We start from the raw sequence: 18,843 nt of genomic DNA, 5'->3' as shown, positions 1-18,843 counted from the left end.
CGCCTTTAACATCCACGTATTGTCGCGTTGCCTTATCTATCTGGAGGGAGCGGCATGAATGCAGTGAGAACGTTCCTCGACAGTCAGCCGCTGTTCGCGCTTTTTCTGACCATTGCGGTCGGTTACCTGGTCGGTGAAATCAACATCAAGCGCGTCGCTCTGGGCTCTGGGGCCGTATTGTTCGTCGGACTGGCGATCGGCGCGCTCGCGCCGAAATCCGCTCCGCCGGCATTGCTGGGCACGCTTGGCCTGCTGCTGTTTCTGTATGGCATCGGCATTCAGTACGGCGCGCAGTTCTTCCGCGGGCTGACCAGCCGGGAGGGCATGAAAGCCAATGCGGCCGCGTGTCTCGGTGTGATCGCCTCGGGCCTCGTGGCGTGCGCGTTCATTCGGTTCGGCATCACGCTCGCCGATTCGCTCGGGATGTTCGCGGGCAGCGGGACCAGCACGGCGAGCCTGCAGGTTGCAATCGCCTCGATGAAGAGCAATGACGCCGCCGTGGCCTACAGCGTCGCCTATCCGTTTGGCGTAGCCGGGCCGATTCTTTTTATCTACGCCTTAAACGTTGCGCTGAAAGTCAAGATAAACAAGCCTCCAGCGAGGCTGCTGGAGACTGCGGAAATCGCGCTGCGCAATTCGAGTCTGTTCGGTCTGAGACTAGCTGATCTCTCCACTCGCCTGCCTGCGGGCGTGGCGATCGCTGCCGTACGGCGCGCGCATCACAATCAGCTACCTACTGAAGACTTCACACTACGCGCAGACGACGTCCTGCTCGCAACCGCCACCGACCGCATCCTGCTCGACGAGGCCACGGCGCTGTGCGGCGAGCTGCAACCCGGGCGCATCGCGAGTCATCGGGAAGACCTGGACTGTATGCGCGTGTTCGCTTCGAACCCGTCGGTCGTCGGTATGGCGCTCGGCAATCTGCGCTTTCCCGATGGTGTGAACTGCTCGATCGCGCACGTGCGGCGCGGCGACGCCGACCTGCTGTCGACGCCGGACCTGATTCTCGAGGCGGGTGACCGCGTGGGCCTGCTGGTCAATCGCGCCCATCAGGCGAGCGTCCGCGCATTCTTTGGCGATTCGATCAAGACGACTGCCGATCTCAGTTTCATCTGCCTCGGCATTGGCGCGGCGGCGGGGTTGCTGGTCGGTGCGATTCCGCTGCGCGTGCCCGGACTCGGCGCCTTCAGCCTGGGGCTCGCGGCGTTGCTGCTGGTGGCGCTGTGTCTCGGCAAGGCACGCCGCAGCGGGCCGTTCGTCTGGGTGATGCCGCTTTCCGCGAATCTCGTGCTGCGCAATCTCGGGCTGACGATTTTCCTGGCCCAAGTCGGCATTTCATGCGGACCGAAGTTTATCGCGACGGTTGGCACCGCCGGTCCCCTGCTGCTGCTCTATGGCGCGGTCACGCTGCTCGTGCTGGTCGGTACCACGGCTGTGTGCTGCCTGTGGGTTTTCAGGCTGCCTTTCGATACGTCAGTCGGCGTGATATGCGGAGCAACCGGCAACCCGGCGATTCTCGCCTTCGCGAACCGCATTGCGCCGACGGATCAGCCCGACATCATGTACGCGATGATCTTTCCGTCGATGACTATCGTAAAGGTACTGTTCGTGCAGATAGCCATAGCGATCGCCGCCAGCTAGGCCTGCCGGCGTCCAGCGCGAACCGATTCCGGATTGCAGATTCAGGAGGAGTACATCATGAAAGTGGCGGTCTTCAGCTCCACACGTTATGAACGCCAGTATCTCGACAAGGCCAACAAGGCCGCGGGACATGAGCTGCATTACTACGACGTCTCCCTCGATTTGGACAGTGTCGGTCTTGCCGCCGGCTACGGCGCCGTGTGCATCTTCGTCAACGACAGGGCCAACGCGCAAGTGCTGGAGGCGCTGCACAAGGGCGGCACACGCCTGCTCGCGTTGCGCTGCACAGGCTTCAACAACGTCGACCTGGAAGCTGCAGCGAGGCTCGGCATGAAGGCGGTGCGCGTCGTCAACTACTCGCCGAACTCAGTGGCGGAACACGCGGTTGCGTTATTGCTCGCAATCAACCGCAAGGTTCACCGCGCATATAACCGCACGCGCGACTCGAATTTCTCGCTCGATGGTTTGACCGGCTTCGACCTTTGCGGCAAGACAGTTGCCGTGGTCGGAACGGGCAAGATCGGCTGCGTGTTCGCGCAGATCATGCTCGGCTTCGGCTGCAAGGTAATTGGGTTCGATCCGTCGCCCTCTGCGCAATTCGAGGCGCTTGGCCTCGCCTATGCGAAGACGGGCGAGATCGGCGAAAGAGCCGACGTCATTTCGCTACATTGCCCACTCACGCCGGCGACCCATCACATCATCAATTCGGAAGCGCTCAAGCGGGCAAAGCGGGGAGCAATACTAATCAATACGAGCCGGGGCGGCCTGATCGATACGGAAGCCGCCATAGAAGCCCTGAAGACAGGCCAGCTCGGTGGCCTTGGGATCGACGTCTACGAACAGGAGGCGGATCTGTTTTTCCGCGATCTTTCCAGCGAAATCATCACCGACGACGTGTTTCAGCGCCTCGTGTCGTTTCCCAATGTGATCGTCACCGGGCACCAGGCATATCTCACGCGTGAGGCATTAACGACCATCTGCGAGACCACGGTCGAAAGCATCGCGGCTTTCGAGAAAAATCGGGTGTTGGAGAATGAAGTAAAGGTCGGATAGAAGCTGCTGCGTCTTTCTATCCGGTATGGGCGCCGGACGCGTCTGGCACATGCCTGAGTGCGTCGTTGATCGCTGCAATCTCCACAGTCAGGCCGGTTTTGTGGACTAACAGAACGACACTGGACGTGCCCACTTACCCGGACGTCAAACTAGCGAAAGCATGAATCATTTCACGTACGTGGAATCGCCCACCCTATCAAAGATCGGTGTTGCAAAGACGGGGAAGGGGCGCCATAGTTTCTCACCCCGATTGAAACTGCTGGCAGTGGCCGTTTCCCGGGATGTTTTCCATAGCACATCTCCACGCGTCTGATTGGCGCAACGCAAGCGGTGCGATGCACAACGGTCGCGCGTGACTTGCACGTTTATTTTGCCTTAAGTCAGTCACCGGTTGAGACACACTGTAGGTATTAGAAAGTCTCTGGTCGACCCCGAGCTGCCGGTCGTGCAGTCGGTGTTGCGAGGGCGGGTATTTGAGTGGAACGGTCATTCCATACAGTCACTCGATGGCCCTACCCAATAGTGATCGTCCGATTGACTGGCAAGCCATCGAATCCGTATGTGCGGCTTCGCACACTACGTTCACCCGGTTGGAGCCGTGACCTATCTGGTTTACCTATTCTCGATGGTATCTCGTGGCTTCGCCCGACGGCATGGACGATGCGGAGAATCCAGGCCGGCAAGTGGGCGACGAACCGTCGCGATGTCGAGGCGTCCACCACGAAGAGCGGGCGTGCCACGAGTCGGCATCGCCATCGACTTGAATGACAGTTCCGCCCCGTGAACATGGCCCGCACCCTTGAGCACGCGAGCACGCCGCGATTCACTGCTGCCGTCGTGCCACGCGTTGTTGCTTTAGCTCTACCATCCGCTTCCGTATCCCGTCGTGGGGCGGTAGGCTGTTGAGGTAGATGTATTCGGTGTCGACCCAGAACCAGGCGATTGCGTCCGCGAACTGGTCCAGCCATCTTCGTGGCACGACGATGCTGTCGAACGAAGGCGGAACAAGCGGTGCCACCGGCTCGACGTCGGTTGGAAAAGGTATGGGCACCGCGGCCCAGGCAGGCCACAGGTCCGGGTGTCGTTTGAACAGTCGGTCAGCGGAGTCCCCGTCGCCGTGCCGGCAGGCGTTCGCCAGCAGTTCCAGCCGTCTCAGGTGAAGCTGTAGAAGGCGCTCAGCGGGACGCCGCGCACCTCGTGCAGCAGCCTGTCGAGCCGCCCGAGGTTGCCCTTGCGGGCCGTGTTCAATCGCTCCTGCGTGAAACCGAGCGAACCGACACAGCCGCTCAACCATCGGCGAAGCTGGCGTTCGAAGAGGGAATGCATCGAAAGGCAAAATGCTTCCGTGGTCGCCCGAACGAGGTCTTGCGAATCGGCGTGAGCGAACTCGGCACCGCCGTCGTCCGCATTCGCCCATTTCTCCACGTCAGCATCCAATGATCTGAATGCTGGTCCCACCACGTCACGCAAGAAGGCACGCACGCGCAACCCGTTGCCGGAGCTGTGGACGTCGGAGAGACAGTTGATCCAGCGGTGATCGTCAATTGAGAGCATGTTCGGAGTATTTCCTCGTATTGCTCGCCAATAAAGCACAACAAAGCCGCGGCGGGGCCGTTCCTCGTACAATCGGTGCACACAGATCTGGAAGCGCCCGACTATGGCAACCCTCTCGTCGGTGCGCTCGGAGAAGTTGGAAGTCGAGGGCGTACACGCGGCCCAAATGTGATGCCGACGGCCGGGAGAAAATGAATACCTGGAGTTAGGCTCGAGAGGTGGCACCGGACCGCTTGCGTTGCGACGATTAGATGCGTGGAGATGCACGATGGAAAACCTTCTGAGAAACTGCTCGACGCTTACTGCGTTGGCGCTCCTGCTGACCGGATGTGCCGCTGGCGGCGTGCAGCAAAGTGGACCACATCTAAGCCCAACAGAGTGCCGCGACCTTGCCGCGCTAAAGAGCGACCCACCCGGGACGAAGGCGCAACGTCAAAGCGAGATTGCCGCCTTGAGGAAAGCGGGCTACGACCCGTCTCCCTGGAATGACGACCCGAACTACCCGGACGATCTCCACGCGGCGCAGCGCCTCGTCGCCCATTGGTTCGAAACGGATTGCCAGCAGCTTCCCCCCGGATGAGAATCCCCTGAGCTACTACGGCCCCAGGCTTCTCTCACGGAGAGGAGTTCACCGTCCGGTTGGCCGGAAACGTGACGAAGAGATCGGCGGCAACCGACCCCGCCGGATCGGAAAGCTGTCTCTCGTCCAGGGCAGTCAGAACGTAGCATGCCTGGTATCACGCCCCGAAGTCGTGACGGGGGAGGGCTGCGCTGCGTGACAGTCACACGGCCACGCTGTTGCCCAACGGGATGGTGCTCGTCAGGGGGGCGAAGTCAAGGCCGGCGCACTGGCTTCGGCGGAGCTGTATTCCCGGCGACGGGCACTCCTGGCGTCGGCCGACCTGTTTCAATAGTATGCAAACGTCCCACTGTAAGCCTGAGTGGAGGCTATATGAGCACGACCACGCCGGCCAGACCCGCCGAACACCAACGGCGAGAGCCGATTCTCAATACCGTTGACCGCGTTTGCGAATTGTGTTTTGGCCTGTTCATGGCCCTGACGTTTGTCGGCGCCGTCAAGGCAGTCAACCCGGGCGTAGACGCGGGGTACAAGATGTTCCTAGCCGCGCTCGGGTGCAATCTCGCCTGGGGTCTGGCCGACGCGGTCATGTATCTCGTACGCACGCTCGCTGATCGGGGACAGCGTCTTAAGATCGCGCTGACCATGCAGCGGGATCCGGAGCCGGCGGCAGGCGTGCGTGCCCTGCGGGCCGCATTGCCGGCGATGGTGGAACCGCTTTTAGAAGACGCTGAGCTCGTGCGGATTCGTGCGCGCCTGGCGAGCGCACCAACGCTGCCCCCTCGCGCGGACTTCGTGAGCGGTGACTTCGTCGGAGCGGTGGGCGTCTTCGTGCTGGTCGTACTGGGGACGTTTCCCGTCGCCTTGCCGTTTATTGTCCTCAGCGATCTCGCAACGGCTCTGATCGCCTCGCGTGGGCTCACACTCGTGATGCTTTTTATCGCAGGCTACGCGTTGGGGCGCTACACCGGCGCAGGGGGAATGGAGGCAGGTTTCACGATGACAGCGCTTGGCGTGCTGCTGACGATGGCAATCATTAAGCAGGGCGGCTAGCGGCCCTCAACGTTGATTTCCGGGAATCGTGCGGTATCCCCGGCGTCGCGGATGCTATGGGAGGGGCGTCTAGCTTCCTCTGCATACTCCAAGTAAGAGGCGCGGCGTAGTCGTCACCGGTTGTAGCGAGCGGCAACTTCGCGAACAGATAGACGATTTCGTACGGGCTAGCGACCTTAGGATCGCTGGCGCAAAACGTGCGCCCGCTGGAACCGGGACTCGGCGGGACGAGCTGAGAGCGACAGGACGTTAGGTTGCTCGCGCGGAGTCGGTTCTTCTCCCGCTCGAGGCGTTCAACCCGTGCTTCCAATTTCTGGATGCGCTGCTGCTCCGGCGTCATTGCAGGGCTCTGTGGTGTGATGCCATGGCGCTCTTGATGCAGTTGTTGAACCCAGCGGCGCAGAACCGATTCCGCGACGCCGACCGAACGGCTGGCATCGACGTGGCTATAGCTCTGGTCAAGGACCAGGGACGCAGCACTGCGCTTGAACTCGGGGGAAAACGTACGACGTTGCTTGCTCATCAGACACCTCTTCATGGCGAGTATTCTCGCCTAGATTGGTGTCCGGGGTTATTAGACCACTACATGCGGCCTGTGGATGTTCGATTTCATAAATCGAACATCACTTCCTGCCCGGTCTCGATCCAGCATTCTTCATGGGTGCTCGACTGATTTCAACCGTATTGCCTTGCGCAACTGACGAGCCTCTACCAGTGAAGTTCGAACGCCAGCACGTTCGCCGCGCACAGGCAGGCGAGCGCAATCACCGCCCACTTTAAGTCTCGCCAGAGTTCGCGCTTTCCATGACGATTCCTGCCCCCGGCCCCGTGCCTTACCTTTCCGCACCCGGCGCATGCCGTATGTTGTTCATCCGATCCGGTCATTCCGGCGGGGCCTCCAGTCCAAAATGATCACTTAATGAAATCTCCATGCATTCTGGATGGGGGTTACAGCGACATGGCGTGCGCCATCGAAAGTGTGATTGCCGCAAGCGAGAAGACAGCCACGATCATATAGCCGAATTTTCCTTCATTTAAGTACTCCGTAATTTTTTACAAAAATTTCGCATGCCTGGGCGATGGATTCGGCCTGCGCAGTTCACGGATGAAGCTGCTGTGCGCGCTTGCCTGATGAACATCACTTCCCGCAGGTGTGGTGCGCTGCAATATAGCCCTTGTGTGATCCTTCACAATGTGGCGATGCGCCGCATTTGCCCCGTAAGCGAGCATTGACTCTAAACGGTATCGCCGGAACTAGGAAACCTGCATATCCGGCGTGCGAACGCTAACGCGCCAGAGCCGTGAGAGCGTCGCGCAGCGGATGGCTCGACACGACGATCATTCCTCGAAAGAGCGTATCCAGATCGACAATGACGTAGGCGACTGACGCAATTGAAACGGCGCCCAGCATGATTGTGATAAGCACCAGGGGGTTGCGGGGCGCCATCAACCCAAAGCTCAGAAAGATAACAAACAGCCAGAAAGCGAGCGTCATGAAAAATGGTAGCGAGATCGAACTGTGGACCTCCTGGATGAGTTTCCAGTGCGCCTGGACGATCCGTGCAAACTGGTCGCGACCGTCATCGAGCAGATCCTGATGGTAACGATCGTGTGCAACCAGACGTCGCCACTCGATGCCCGCAGAGTTAAGCATCTGGTCCAGCTGGACATCGTCGAGATTCTCCGTGACATCCTTCGGGGCGAGGTTGCGTGGATAGTCGTTCCCCGGGGGAAGCGGTTCGTGGCGCCAGGTGCTCGCAATTGCAGCCGCGAGATAGACCCGCGTCCGCTGCCGCACCGGGTCAGCGTCCGGACCGTACTGGCGGGCTGTGATATCGAACTGGACAAGATCCGAGGCGAGCGCGCGAAAATCATCGGACGCGTTGTCAAACGTACTTTTTGCGGAAGCCGTCATCAGCCCCAGCACGAGTGCGGCGAACGTGACAAGCATGCCGTCAACCAGCTGCACGAGTTGAAGTGTTTGATGCGCCTTGTGCTCTTCTGGCGACAGCGGTCGAACGACGACGCCAATCAATGCACCTGAAACGAGGAGCGCCAATACCAGCAAGGCTGAAGAAAGAGGGTACATGGCGCGCCTCTTCTGGTCTGGAAGTCGTACGTGGCTGTCACCTGTTCTCTGACATTCCGACGCAAGTGAACTGCAACAGATCGCCATGGATCATTGAAAACGGGCGATTCACCGAAGAATAACTGCTCCAGGCAATGCGGTCATCCGGTGGCATTGTCTGGTACGCTCCCTGTTCATTACATTCTTTTCGGAGGTGGGACTTCGCTGCGGTCGCTGCCGTGCCGGGCGTGGACGCGCAACCATGTTCCCTGCAAGCGCTTTCATGGCCGTGACGGCGTTTTGTTGGACGAAGGTCCGATATCCGCTTTGACTTCGGATGCCTAACCTGATCCAGAAGCTCGAACCGCGGCCAGCCATCGCGATGGAAACCAGACCTGCTGTTTTAGAGGATAGCCCGCTGCCGACGTCGCATTTCCGTTCGTGCGCGACCAGGAGAGGTGAGATGGAAGAGACCGAGGTCATCAATTCAACGGAGTGTCGCGAGGTCATTCGCCAAAGAGCGTTCGAGCTTGCAGACACAGGCATTTTTGACGACTGGGAAGCCATTAGACGGGCGCTCTGCTCGCGCTTCCAGGTCACGCACCTGTACCAGATCTTTTCGAGCCCGTTCTGCAGGATGGATATCGACCGGCGCTGCCGGACCGCGCGTACAGGTCGTTCGCAAGGGGTGGTAACGTCTGTAGCGGATGGCAGGCACCAAAAAACAAAGCCCCATCGGGCGCACAGGGCGTCATCCCGACTGCCCGTAAGTTACGGGCCGAAGCGATACGATGATCCAGAAACACGGACGCGCAGGCCGGGCCTCGCGGGCGCCATCGCCGCAGCGTTGGCCGACGGCAGCGAACGGACGGCGACTCAGCTGGCGCAGCAACTCGGCGCCGGACAGCGTGAGGTGCAACGAGCGTTGCGGGAAATGCTGTCCAATGACGAGGTGCACGTCGCACGACGCGCGCCGCGCGCGATGTGCGGGCGCCCCGCGCGCTTGTTCGCGAGCGGGCCCCAGATCAAGGGCGGTTGTGACGGAGCTGTCCATGCAATTTCCTGCTGGCCGAAAGCAGATCCGGTGGTGCTGCGCGCCATGGACGCATTCTCTCGCCATGGGTGACGCATTGTGCTAGCTTCAGGATCATCGTTCGGGAGAACCCGGCATGAAAGACGTCTACCCACCCATCTGCCAGGGGGACGGCTTCCCATATCGAGCTTTTAGCCCAGGGAATCGCGGCGAAGCGGCGGACACATCCGTTGCGTCAAATACGGCCATCGTATTCGTCGTGGACGACGACGAGCATGTGCGCAATGCCCTGTCGCGCCTGCTCCGCTCGTGTGGCTACAACGTCCACGCATTCGACTGTGCCAGCGCATTTTTCCAGGGCGCGGACCTGACGCACGCGCCAGCCTGCCTCCTGCTTGATCTCAAGCTGCCAGACCTGAGTGGTATCGAGCTGCAAAGGCGACTTGATGGCGTCGTGCCGATAGTCTTTATTTCAGCACATGGGGACCTGAATACAGCAGTAGAAGCGATGAAGGCGGGCGCAACGGATTTCCTGGAGAAGCCAGTTGATGCATCCGTTCTGCTCGATGCCACGCAGCGCGCGCTTGAACGTGCGCGACGGCTTTTCGACGAGCGCGAACGACGTGACGAGGTCCAGCGACGCGTCGATACGCTGACGCGTCGTGAGCGCGAGGTCATGGCGCTCGTCGTGACAGGTCGGCCCAACAAGGTCGTCGCCGACACCCTGGGCGCAGCGGAGAAAACAATCAAGATACATCGGGCACGCATGATGGCGAAGATGGAGGTGCGTACGCTGCCCGACCTGGTCCGCCTCGTCGCAATGGCCGATCTCGAAGCGCCGGAGCCCCCCATGCGTCACTTGAGTACCCTTGCAAGGTAGCTATGCGTCGGTCGTAGGAAAGGTCACATATCGATGTCGAATGGCCGGTCGGGGAAGTCCACCGCCTCTGCGGTCGAGGGTGAGCGACCCTGGAGGCCGCGCCCGCGTCCTCTCTGGTTCGGCCCGACTGCGTCCCCCGTCGGCAATTTACCGGCAATTTTTTGGTTCCTCTTTATTGGTTAATGCAGGACCGGGGGAAGGCACGCCACACGACCCCAGGATGCGCAACCGACATACGGTGGACCATTCGTGCATGGCTTGCTTGCGAACATCCACTCCGGCATGTGATGGGCGGTCCGACTGGCCTCGGGCCTCTTGCGCTGCTCCCACCGTTTCCGGTATATAAAAATCAGGATATCGAACTGTTGTCTCTTTCATATACTGCTCGTACCAGCAGTCCATGTTGGCAGCTAGCGCAACGTCTCTTTGTCTACCTTGAGTCGAGGCCATATGAGCACTATCGTGCCGGCCGGACACGCCGAACCCAAACGACGCGCACCGATTCTCAATACCGTCGACCGTGTCTGCGAAATATGTTTTGGTCTGTTCATGGCCCTGACGTTCGTCGGCGCCGTCAAGGCGGTCACCGCAGGCGAAGATGAAGGATACAAGATGTTCTTCGCGGCGCTCGGATGCAATCTCGCGTGGGGCCTGGCCGACGCCGTGATGTATCTCGTACGTACGCTCGCTGATCGAGGGCAGCGCCTGAAACTCGCGCAGACCGTTAAGCGCGAGCAGGATCAGGCGGTTGCCGTACGGGTGTTGCGCGATGCATTGCCTGAGAAGCTGGAGCCGCTCGTCGAAGATGCCGACCTCGAGCGGATCCGCGCGCGCCTCGCGGCGGCATTGACGCTGCCACCTCGGGCGAATTTTGTGAGTGGTGACTTCGTCGGCGCGCTGGGCATCTTTCTGCTTGTTGTCCTGGGAACGTTTCCGGTCGCGGTGCCGTTTCTCGTCGTCAGGAACGTTACAACGGCGCTCATCGCCTCGCGCGTGCTCACGCTTGTGATGCTTTTCATCGCCGGCTTTGCGCTGGGGCGCTACACCGGCGCAGGGGCAATGAAGGCAGGTATCGCAATGATCGCGCTTGGCATTCTGCTTACGATGGCAATCATTAAGCTGGGCGGCTAAGCCGCCCCAAGCCGTTCTAAACCTGGGCGGCCCGCTTTTCATGTGCAGGTGGAGACTGCGCCAGGTTTGCAGGGCAAACCACAAAATGGTGAGAGGTCAGCGTCACGGAGAACGCCAGCAATTCCGCGCACGCCCCCGCTGAAGACTCGCTACGTCGTGGCGGAGTTTTCCTGAGCCCTCTGGCACCTACGAGCCCCGATCGCATTTCTGTTTGTGCTTTGCCTCCTGCTTGTCGTCGTAATGTATAACTTCGGCAGCCCGGTCGACTCGGGAAGCAGATCGCCGTGCTCGTTCGCTGAAACCCTCTACTTTTGTGCGATGAGGGCGATCACGATCGGTTACAGCAAGATCTTTCCCACCACAACGGTCGGCCGCGTCGACTCGGTGTTGCTCGGGGTGGTGGGCATACTGGCGGTGAGTACGGTTGCTGCCGCGACAGTTCGCGCTGTCGATGACGCGATAGAAAAAGGTGGCACGCGGCGCTAGTTCAGTAGTCGCGCTCTTCTGATAGCTAGAGCCGGCTCAAGTTCTCACGGTTACCTGATGGAAGTTGTCTCCACCGTTTTGATCCTGCTGCTCGCGGTCGCTGTATCGGGCGTCGTCGTGCGGCTTCTGCGCGGCCTGTTGCCATTGCCGCTCGTCCAGATCGCAATCGGTGCATTGCTTGCCTGGACAAATTTCGGTCTGTACGTCACGTTTGACCCCCAACTGTTTCTGTTACTCTTCATCCCGCCGTTACTCTTCGCAGACGGATGGCGCACTCCGAAACGCGAGTTCGTCATGCGGCGCCGTTCGATCCTGCTGCTTGCGTTTGCCTTGGTGTTCATGACGGTGCTCGCCGTCGGCTACTTCGTGCATGCGCTCGTGCCGACAGTTTCACTCCCCATCGCGTTTGCGCTCGCAGCGGTGCTGTCGCCGACAGACGCTGTCGCGCCGGCGGGCATTGCCGGCAAGAACCGTATCCCATCGCATCTGATGCATATTCTCGAGGGCGAAGCGCTGATGAATGACGCCTCTGGTCTCGTCGCACTCAAGTTCGCGATTGCGGCCGCGTTGACCGGCGTGTTTTCGCTGCGTGAAGCTTCGATCAGCTTCGTGTCATCGCCGCAGGCGGCCTTGCGATGGGCGCCGCGGTGAGCTGGCTGTTCAGCTTCGTTATACGGCGCCTGCGCAGCGTGACGGGCGAGGGCGATCCAGCGCCCGGCGTTGTATTGACACTACTGATCCCGTTCGCAGGCTATCTGTTTGCCGAACATTTCCATTGTTCCGGTATTCTCGCGGCGGTTGCCGCCGGGATGATGATGAACTCCGTGACCATCACCAGCGCCGGTTCAGTATCGGCACGCGTGAGGGCGAACAGTACGTGGAGAGGCGCTCCGCCGCGCCGTAGCCGAGCTGGGAAGTCTTAACATGTCATTCTTTGGCGTCGAGCACGTACTCGAGCAGCGGGTGAGCGCCACTGCGGCGGGAGATGTGGGGCGGACGTCTCGCGCGGATCAGAGCCGCCGCAGTGACGTTACTGCTTAGCGGTAAGTCTGCGTGCGCCAGAATATTTTTGCCTCGGCGTTCAGTAGAAAGTCACGCCAGACGTCGCGGTGCTTACGCGAGTGCCGGCGGTGCTCTGGCTGATCGCCACGATATCCGCCAGGGCGCCGATCACCGCATCCTTGCCGGTGTTGCGTGCGAACTCCGCTGCCGCCATGACCTTCGGTCCCATCGACCCGGCCGCGAAGCCGAGCTTCTCCAGTTCGTCGGGATGCGCGCTCGCAATCGCCTTTTGCGACGGCTTGCTCCAGTCGACGTACGTGGCGTTCACGTCGGTGGCGATGATGAGCATATCGGCCTCCAGCTCCTGCGCGAGCAGGGCGGAGCACAGATCCTTGTCGATCACGGCCTCCACGCCGCCCAGCTTGTGGCCTTCGCCGTAGAGCGTCGGGATCCCGCCGCCGCCCGCGCAAATCACGATCGTGCCTCGCTCCAGCAGCCATTTCACGGGGCGGATCTCGAAGATGTGCTTCGGCCGCGGGCTCGCCACGACACGGCGGAACTTGTCGCCGTCCGGGGCGATGGCCCAGCCGCGCTCGGCGGCGAGCTTCTCCGCCTGCTCCTTCGTGTAGACCGGGCCAATCGGCTTGCTCGGATGCTGGAACGCCGGATCGTTCGCGTCCACTTCGACCTGGGTAAGGATGGTCGCGAAGGGCACCTCGTACGGCAGGAGATTGCCGAGTTCCTGCTCGATCATGTAGCCGATCATGCCCTCGGTCTGCGCGCCGAGCACGTCGAGCGGGTAGCCGGGCACGTCCTTGTAGGCCTCGCCCTGCAGCGCGAGCAGGCCGACTTGCGGCCCGTTGCCATGAGCGATCACCAGTTCGTTGCCCTGCGCGATCTGCGAGATCTGGGTGGCCGCGACGCGCACGTTTTCGCGCTGGTTCTCCGCCGTCATCGGCTCGCCGCGACGAAGCAGCGCGTTGCCGCCAAGCGCAATCACGATTCGCATGTCTGACTCCCAATGTGATGCGTGTCAGTAAAGCGGGGCGCATGCGCCGTGTTGCCGGGTGTGCGACCCGGCCGTGCGGCGCACGCGCCCCGTCAAGCGGTGCGGCTCAGATGTCGGCGAGCGTCGAAACGAGAATCGCCTTGATCGTGTGCATGCGGTTTTCCGCCTGTTCGAAGGCCAGATTCAGCGGAGACTCGAACACTTCCTCCGTGACCTCGACGCCGCCCTTGAGCTCCGGATACTTGGGCGATCTGCTTGCCGATCACCGTCTCGCTGTTGTGGAAGGCGGGCAGGCAGTGCATGAAGCGCGTATGCGGCGTACCGCTCGCCTTCATGAGCGCCATGTTCACCTGATAGGGCAGCAGCGCCTTGATGCGTTCGCCCCACGCCTCCATGGGTTCGCCCATCGAGACCCACACGTCGGTGTGCACGAAATCCACGTCCTTGACGGCGGCCTTGGGGTCTTCGGTCAGCAGGATTCGCGCGCCGCTTTCCTCTGCGAACTTCTTGCAGTCCGCTACGAGATCGTCATGCGGCCAGAGCGACTTCGGCGCCGCGATGCGCACGTCCATGCCGAGCTTCGCGCCGATGAGCAGCAGCGAGTTGCCCATATTGTTGCGTGCGTCGCCGAGATACGCGTAGCTGATCTGCGTGAGCGGCTTGTCCGAATGCTCGCGCATGGTGAGGACGTCGGCGAGCATTTGTGTGGGGTGGTATTCGTCGGTGAGGCCGTTGAACACCGGTACGCCGGCGAACTTCGCCAGTTCGTCGACGATCTCCTGCTTGAAGCCGCGATACTCGATCGCGTCGTACATGCGGCCCAGCACGCGCGCCGTGTCCTTCATGCTTTCCTTGTGGCCGATCTGCGAGGAGGTCGGATCGATATAGGTGACGTTCGCGCCCTGGTCGTAGGCGGCGACTTCGCCGACTACAGCCTGACGCGCATGCCCGCAGGCGACCCTGAGCGGCCCGATGCGGCGCCGAAAGGTCTACGTCTCTTGAAAACATGGAGCGGCCGTTCGTGCGACGGGATTGCGGACCGGTCGTCGGCATCAGATGGGCGGGAATCGGGAATCGAGGGTTTCGGGGTACGCAGATGGCATCACCAGGGCTGCGGCTGAGCAGTTCTATTCGTTTCACATGTAAACAATCCTACACATACGCCGTGTTATCCACCTGGGATTTGGCATCGCGACAAAGGCCTTGGAAATTATGAGAAGCGCAGTAGACTCTAAACGGAATCAGGCACAGCGAAGCCAGAACAGCATTGCTGTTTGAGTCGGGATGTCGCCTCGGTTACTCCGCCAAATGCATCACGCGATTTTGTCGTCGATGTGGTTATGTGGCAAATGACCAGCTCTGCCGATCCTATGAGCCAGCAGGGAAATTCCACGAGACATACCGCCTCGGGGATGGCATTAGCGGACACGGGCTCCAGCAATTGGCCCGCAGCCGGAGAAGATAACCTCCACGGAGTATGTGATGGCAATCAAACCACATTGGCGAACGCCACTTTTCATGATTCTGCTTTCGCTTTCCATGATGGGCAATGTCGCGCGCGCAGAAGGCATTCCAATTGTCACCGGCCAACAATGGATGGCGTCGTCGGAGGCGGAGAAGAAAGCGTATCTCGTGGGTATCGCCAACCTGTTGGACGTCGAACGCGCTTATGGCGGTGCTGCGTCGAACAGCAACGACATCCCACAGCGATTTGGCAAAGGCATGCAGGGCCAGACGCTCGACAGCGTACGTCAGGGGCTGGATAACTACTACGCAGCCAATCCTACTATGGTCCAGCATCCGGTGATTGAGACCCTCTGGTTTCAGATGGTCGTGCCCGGTCTGAACAAGAACCAGTAAGGAAGACGGTCATGAAGCGACTTGGATGGTTCGTTAGCATCGGTACCCTGGTCGCCGCGATCGGCTGCACGGACATGACTCCGCGGCAGCAGGGCACGGTGAGCGGCGGAGCGATAGGGGCGGCGGGCGGCGCGGGTATCGCGGCAATCGCAGGCGGTGATGCGTGGACCGGTGCGATTATCGGCGGCGCCGCGGGTGCTGTGGCCGGCAATATGCGGGGTGGTCATCAATAGGTCTGCCTGTACAGGTTGTTGACCAGGTGAAGGCGAATCATGCCGGCGGAGAGCTGGAGCAGCGCAGCGTGAATATCGAGCCAACGTTCGCGGTGACAACCAGAGGAAGAGGCACCGATATGAGCGATGGTGACGGATTCAAGGAGTTGTACGTGCGCGCGGCGAAGAGGAACTCCATCTCCGCGGGGCCGTCGCTCACTTCACGGATTGAGCCTCGTAATCCGTTGGCCGTGTACGCCAAGCCCGGCCATCAATCCTTGCTGACCAAAGATAAATGCGTAGACGTCAGCCTGCAGTGTTGTGGTGTTCATTGACCTAGCTGCGCCCGCATCCACAACTACAACGGTCGGGCCTACGCCAACGGCCCAACCACTACTATCGAAGGGTTGGCGCGCGGCTGCGTCGGTCATCAGTAACAACGCCTCCGAGAGCGTCTGCGCACCAGCCTGCAGGCCCCACGAAACCCCAGTGTTTCTGAAGTAGCCTAGGACTTTGCCGTCGGAACCGAACAGTACGCCTCTTCCGCCTTGCGCGCCGACCCCGAGGCCCGCCCTGACGATGTTCGGAAACACGAGAACTGCCTTCGCCCGATCATGAAGGTCCCTGGCTCTGGGCGCCGTGTCAAACAGTTGCTGCAGCGCCGCGCGCGCTTGCGCCTCCAGTTCTGGATCACCCGTTCCTGGCGACGAAGTCCCTTGCGTTGAACAGGCCGCCGTGAGCAGCAAAAGCGGGACCACAAGAAAAAGCCGCAGACACTTGCTCATGACACGCGCTCCATGCGAAAGGCGACCTGGCGGTATGAAACGAACTCCCGCACCGGGATCTTCTCCGGCCATATGAATAGTGGCACCTGCTTGCCGTCAAGACAACTGGACCTTGGTCCCATAGCGACGTAGCAGGTCCCCGGCAGTCATCCCGGTCCCGCAATGCTCCTGAGTCGGCTTGCTCGCCGCGCGACGAGCTTTTCGTCAAGGCGTGCGTTCCGCAATCGACAAGCGCTACGTGGTCCGCTGACCGGACGAAGGTCCGGACAATGACTTGACGGGCATGTTTTGGACCTGACGGTCCGGTATCCGTAAAGGAGCCGCCCCTCGAATGTCGGTGCGAGAGCGCGGGCCAATGACCGTAGATGGCGGCCGTCACCGGCAGTTCAGCGGCACGTTGGACGGGATTCGTAGTGCCTGATGTGCCGAGGCTTGCGCGCCGTGATGCACTGGCTCCCCCAGGTCGCCACGTGCTCCGGTGAGGGGGAAGCTTCAGCGGAGCCTACCTACCTAGATCGGAGCAAGCATGGTCCCGCGGCAACGTCTGGCGCCGCAGCGACAGGTGTACTCGCTGGCTGATTCGCGTGCTTTCGCAGGGATCTCAAGCGCGTAGTCGATGAACAGTTCCTCGCCGGGCTGGATGTCCTTGAGCGCGTTGATGTAGACGCGGCCTGATTCCTCGATCGCCTCGCAGTTCGCCTTGCAAGCATGGTTGAGCCACCTTGCGCCGTTTCCGCCGCGGCCGCCATCTATGACGCGGCCGTTCGACAACCCGAAGAGCAAAGTATGCCCGGCGTCGGCGCGGCGCGCATAGGTGCGGGTCGCTTCCCGCCAGGTGGTGACGAGCCCCTTGTATTCAAAGATGCGCTCGCCGGCGCAGAGTGCCCGCAGGGCAAAAACGCCCTTTCCGTGGATGGGGGACTGCCGAACGGAGACGCGCTTCATGCCGGGAAAGTGAGAGGAAGGGAGGTGCGGAGTATAGCCGCAGAAACGGCCCCCAACATTTGGCAGCGGACTGTTATGGGTGTCGCGGTCATGGGCCGTCACATATGAACCACTTCTCGCTCACTTCCTCGTCGCAAAAGCGTCGGCGATCTGCCTCGTACGTTCGACCTCGTCCTTCTGCAAATTAGATCGAGGTGGTCGAGACCGAAGTCTGCCGCAGGGGGCGGGCACCGTAGTGAGTTCCGCGCCGTGCCCGGGCGCGTGCGTGGCATGCGTGTGGTGCGCCCGGTGCGGGCTCGCGCCGCCCAGCTTTTCCGCAAGCGGCGCTGGATTGGCCTCGCCTTGCTATTTCCGTTTGCGGCTTTCATTGCGGCGGGTGCCATGCGACGACCATCAGACCGCCGACATGCGCCGCCTGTTTCTGTTGATGTATTCCAGCTCATGCCTTGGGTGGATGTGCGTGTTCCGCCGCGGGAAAGAACGCGTTCCACGCCGCCCGTACGCCTTGCGCGGCGGCGGCCTGCGCGTCCATGTGCTCGGTGTCCGGCGAGATCCCCGGATCCGCGTTCAGGCCGCGCCAGTGCGTGAATACGAGCACGGGCTGCTCGGTCCAATGCCCGTCGACGAACCGGCAGAACGCCGTCTCACCGCTCGTGAGCTTGACTTCGTACCAGCCTTCCCGGGCCGGCGGAAATTGGTCCAATGGGAACCACCCGGTGGTATCGATTTCCATTTGCGCCCCCATTTTAAGCCGTCACACAGGGGAAGCAGCACGTGGCGTACCCGTTACAGACACGCGCCGGGCTGCGGCTCGGCGAAGCTTGCAACCCAGGCGGGGAGCCAAAGCAGGGCGGACGAAGCCGGACACACGAGGCTTGGTCTTCGCGCAGGAGATAGTCGCCAATTTTATGGCATGGCGGATTGGGTGATCAGGAATGCAGATATTTTATGCCTGCACAATGGTGATCAGCGTAACTCCCAAAAACGGGCACTTTCGCAGGTTTGGATAGCCCTATCTTCTCACTCGCCCTGGCCAAAGGGAGTTTCTTGCGGGCACTGGGGCAGTCTGCGGCCTTCCTTGCCCTGGACGTGGCGCCAGTCGACCGTATCGGGCGTTGGCGCGCGGACTCTGCCGGGCGATTATTGATGCGCCGTAGTTTTATATATAAATAGATGCCTTATGATAAGAATACTTATCTTCATGGCTGTCTCCGACGCTCCTTTCGGGGCCGCTGGGGTCGCTCACGCAAGTAAATCTATGGTCCGCCCCAGTTTTGCAACCCCTGACGCTTGATGCAGTGTTGGCTTGCGCAAATCTATCCGGCGTCGTTGTGGGGACTGCTCCCCGCGCCTCGATGAAGTTCGCGCCCACGGCCCCCATAAAGTTGTGCGGCTTCAGGAGCCTCTTTACTTGCCGGGGTGTTCCGCAGGCCGGTGTGCCGTTCACGTCATCAGGTTTCAGTCGTCGCAAAGCAGATGAGGAAATGCTTGCCTTGTGCTCGTTCACGCTTAGGGTCTGGCGAATTCAGAATCGAAGGTGCTATGGTG

Annotated in this window: 16 protein-coding genes and 3 pseudogenes; 11 read left to right on the top strand and 8 right to left on the bottom strand. The window is 60.8% G+C overall.

The annotated features are described in order from the left end of the window. Positions 1–54 precede the first annotated feature (54 nt). Both E1N52_RS40395 and E1N52_RS40390 read left to right on the top strand, forming a co-directional pair. Positions 55–1,644, top strand: coding sequence for an aspartate:alanine exchanger family transporter (locus E1N52_RS40395; protein ID WP_133190437.1), 1,590 nt, complete (start codon positions 55–57; stop codon positions 1,642–1,644). A 57-nt stretch (positions 1,645–1,701) separates the two neighbouring features. Further along, complete coding sequence (locus tag E1N52_RS40390) at positions 1,702–2,697, top strand: 2-hydroxyacid dehydrogenase (protein ID WP_133190435.1); 996 nt, start codon at positions 1,702–1,704, stop codon at positions 2,695–2,697. 1,152 nt (positions 2,698–3,849) lie between these two features. On the opposite strand, the gene E1N52_RS40385 is transcribed toward E1N52_RS40390, so the two are convergent. Continuing rightward, the gene (locus E1N52_RS40385) at positions 3,850–4,251 is read right to left on the bottom strand and encodes a hypothetical protein (RefSeq protein WP_133190433.1); all 402 of its coding nucleotides are present in this window, start codon (positions 4,249–4,251) and stop codon (positions 3,850–3,852) included. 268 nt (positions 4,252–4,519) lie between these two features. Here E1N52_RS40385 and E1N52_RS40380 point away from each other — a divergent pair, with 268 nt between their 5' ends. Together E1N52_RS40380 and E1N52_RS40375 are read left to right on the top strand one after the other, a co-directional pair. After that, entirely contained in the window at positions 4,520–4,831 is a 312-nt protein-coding gene (locus tag E1N52_RS40380; protein ID WP_133190431.1) for a DUF4148 domain-containing protein, read from the top strand. Between the two features lie 372 nt (positions 4,832–5,203). After that, complete coding sequence (locus E1N52_RS40375; RefSeq protein WP_133190429.1) at positions 5,204–5,884, top strand: VIT1/CCC1 transporter family protein; 681 nt, start codon at positions 5,204–5,206, stop codon at positions 5,882–5,884. 262 nt (positions 5,885–6,146) lie between these two features. Here the strand turns inward: E1N52_RS40375 and E1N52_RS40370 are convergent. Both E1N52_RS40370 and E1N52_RS40365 read right to left on the bottom strand, forming a co-directional pair. Further along, positions 6,147–6,353, bottom strand: a pseudogene (locus E1N52_RS40370) (transposase); the annotation flags it as partial. Positions 6,354–7,169: 816 nt separating this feature from the next. After that, the gene (locus tag E1N52_RS40365; RefSeq protein ID WP_133190427.1) at positions 7,170–7,973 is read right to left on the bottom strand and encodes a bestrophin-like domain; all 804 of its coding nucleotides are present in this window, start codon (positions 7,971–7,973) and stop codon (positions 7,170–7,172) included. A gap of 442 nt (positions 7,974–8,415) precedes the next feature. Between E1N52_RS40365 and E1N52_RS40360 the strand changes: the two genes are divergently transcribed. The 5 genes and pseudogenes from E1N52_RS40360 to E1N52_RS40340 all read left to right on the top strand — a co-directional run. After that, complete coding sequence (locus tag E1N52_RS40360) at positions 8,416–9,078, top strand: hypothetical protein (RefSeq protein ID WP_133190425.1); 663 nt, start codon at positions 8,416–8,418, stop codon at positions 9,076–9,078. Positions 9,079–9,121: 43 nt separating this feature from the next. Beyond that, positions 9,122–9,865, top strand: coding sequence for a response regulator transcription factor (locus E1N52_RS40355; protein ID WP_133190423.1), 744 nt, complete (start codon positions 9,122–9,124; stop codon positions 9,863–9,865). A 450-nt stretch (positions 9,866–10,315) separates the two neighbouring features. Then, on the top strand, positions 10,316–10,996 hold the full coding sequence (locus E1N52_RS40350; RefSeq protein WP_133190421.1) for a VIT1/CCC1 transporter family protein: 681 nt from the start codon (positions 10,316–10,318) through the stop codon (positions 10,994–10,996). Positions 10,997–11,209: 213 nt separating this feature from the next. Further along, positions 11,210–11,482 (top strand): ion channel, encoded by a 273-nt coding sequence (locus E1N52_RS45680; RefSeq protein WP_425468206.1) that lies wholly within the window; start codon positions 11,210–11,212, stop codon positions 11,480–11,482. A gap of 57 nt (positions 11,483–11,539) precedes the next feature. Then, a pseudogene (locus tag E1N52_RS40340) lies at positions 11,540–12,363 on the top strand (cation:proton antiporter domain-containing protein); the annotation flags it as partial. Between the two features lie 200 nt (positions 12,364–12,563). On the opposite strand, the gene arcC reads toward E1N52_RS40340, so the two are convergent. Both arcC and argF read right to left on the bottom strand, forming a co-directional pair. After that, positions 12,564–13,493, bottom strand: coding sequence for a carbamate kinase (gene arcC, locus E1N52_RS40335; RefSeq protein WP_133190417.1), 930 nt, complete (start codon positions 13,491–13,493; stop codon positions 12,564–12,566). Positions 13,494–13,599: 106 nt separating this feature from the next. After that, a pseudogene (argF, locus tag E1N52_RS40330) lies at positions 13,600–14,416 on the bottom strand (ornithine carbamoyltransferase); the annotation flags it as partial. Positions 14,417–14,975: 559 nt separating this feature from the next. Here argF and E1N52_RS40325 point away from each other — a divergent pair. Continuing rightward, a complete protein-coding gene (locus E1N52_RS40325) occupies positions 14,976–15,353 on the top strand; it encodes a hypothetical protein (RefSeq protein WP_133190414.1) in 378 nt (125 codons plus the stop codon). Positions 15,354–15,364: 11 nt separating this feature from the next. After that, positions 15,365–15,586 carry a YMGG-like glycine zipper-containing protein gene (locus E1N52_RS40320; RefSeq protein WP_133190412.1) on the top strand — a complete coding sequence of 74 codons (222 nt, stop codon included), beginning with the start codon at positions 15,365–15,367 and terminating at the stop codon, positions 15,584–15,586. Between the two features lie 200 nt (positions 15,587–15,786). Here the strand turns inward: E1N52_RS40320 and E1N52_RS40315 are convergent, their stop codons facing one another. The 3 genes from E1N52_RS40315 to E1N52_RS40305 form a co-directional block, all read right to left on the bottom strand. Further along, positions 15,787–16,350, bottom strand: a complete 564-nt coding sequence (locus tag E1N52_RS40315) for a lipid-binding SYLF domain-containing protein (protein ID WP_133190410.1) — start codon at positions 16,348–16,350, stop codon at positions 15,787–15,789. A gap of 510 nt (positions 16,351–16,860) precedes the next feature. Next, positions 16,861–17,295 carry an SET domain-containing protein gene (locus E1N52_RS40310; protein WP_133190408.1) on the bottom strand — a complete coding sequence of 145 codons (435 nt, stop codon included), beginning with the start codon at positions 17,293–17,295 and terminating at the stop codon, positions 16,861–16,863. A gap of 439 nt (positions 17,296–17,734) precedes the next feature. Then, complete coding sequence (locus E1N52_RS40305) at positions 17,735–18,028, bottom strand: hypothetical protein (protein ID WP_133190406.1); 294 nt, start codon at positions 18,026–18,028, stop codon at positions 17,735–17,737. Positions 18,029–18,843: the final 815 nt, after the last annotated feature.

Source organism: Paraburkholderia guartelaensis (assembly GCF_004353905.1).
In the GTDB taxonomy this organism is placed as follows: domain Bacteria; phylum Pseudomonadota; class Gammaproteobacteria; order Burkholderiales; family Burkholderiaceae; genus Paraburkholderia; species Paraburkholderia guartelaensis.
Note: the sequence above shows the minus strand (reverse complement) of the source record. Positions and strands in the feature narration are given on the sequence as shown.

Excerpts from the sequence above, each read along its gene's own strand:
- E1N52_RS40395 (WP_133190437.1), top strand. The coding sequence starts at position 55 with ATGAATGCAGTGAGAACGTTCCTCGACAGTCAGCCGCTGTTCGCGCTT.
- E1N52_RS40390 (WP_133190435.1), top strand. The coding sequence starts at position 1,702 with ATGAAAGTGGCGGTCTTCAGCTCCACACGTTATGAACGCCAGTATCTC.
- E1N52_RS40385 (WP_133190433.1), bottom strand. The coding sequence starts at position 4,251 with ATGCTCTCAATTGACGATCACCGCTGGATCAACTGTCTCTCCGACGTC.
- E1N52_RS40380 (WP_133190431.1), top strand. The coding sequence starts at position 4,520 with ATGGAAAACCTTCTGAGAAACTGCTCGACGCTTACTGCGTTGGCGCTC.
- E1N52_RS40375 (WP_133190429.1), top strand. The coding sequence starts at position 5,204 with ATGAGCACGACCACGCCGGCCAGACCCGCCGAACACCAACGGCGAGAG.
- E1N52_RS40365 (WP_133190427.1), bottom strand. The coding sequence starts at position 7,973 with ATGTACCCTCTTTCTTCAGCCTTGCTGGTATTGGCGCTCCTCGTTTCA.
- E1N52_RS40360 (WP_133190425.1), top strand. The coding sequence starts at position 8,416 with ATGGAAGAGACCGAGGTCATCAATTCAACGGAGTGTCGCGAGGTCATT.
- E1N52_RS40355 (WP_133190423.1), top strand. The coding sequence starts at position 9,122 with ATGAAAGACGTCTACCCACCCATCTGCCAGGGGGACGGCTTCCCATAT.
- E1N52_RS40350 (WP_133190421.1), top strand. The coding sequence starts at position 10,316 with ATGAGCACTATCGTGCCGGCCGGACACGCCGAACCCAAACGACGCGCA.
- arcC (WP_133190417.1), bottom strand. The coding sequence starts at position 13,493 with ATGCGAATCGTGATTGCGCTTGGCGGCAACGCGCTGCTTCGTCGCGGC.
- E1N52_RS40325 (WP_133190414.1), top strand. The coding sequence starts at position 14,976 with ATGGCAATCAAACCACATTGGCGAACGCCACTTTTCATGATTCTGCTT.
- E1N52_RS40320 (WP_133190412.1), top strand. The coding sequence starts at position 15,365 with ATGAAGCGACTTGGATGGTTCGTTAGCATCGGTACCCTGGTCGCCGCG.
- E1N52_RS40315 (WP_133190410.1), bottom strand. The coding sequence starts at position 16,350 with ATGAGCAAGTGTCTGCGGCTTTTTCTTGTGGTCCCGCTTTTGCTGCTC.
- E1N52_RS40310 (WP_133190408.1), bottom strand. The coding sequence starts at position 17,295 with ATGAAGCGCGTCTCCGTTCGGCAGTCCCCCATCCACGGAAAGGGCGTT.
- E1N52_RS40305 (WP_133190406.1), bottom strand. The coding sequence starts at position 18,028 with ATGGAAATCGATACCACCGGGTGGTTCCCATTGGACCAATTTCCGCCG.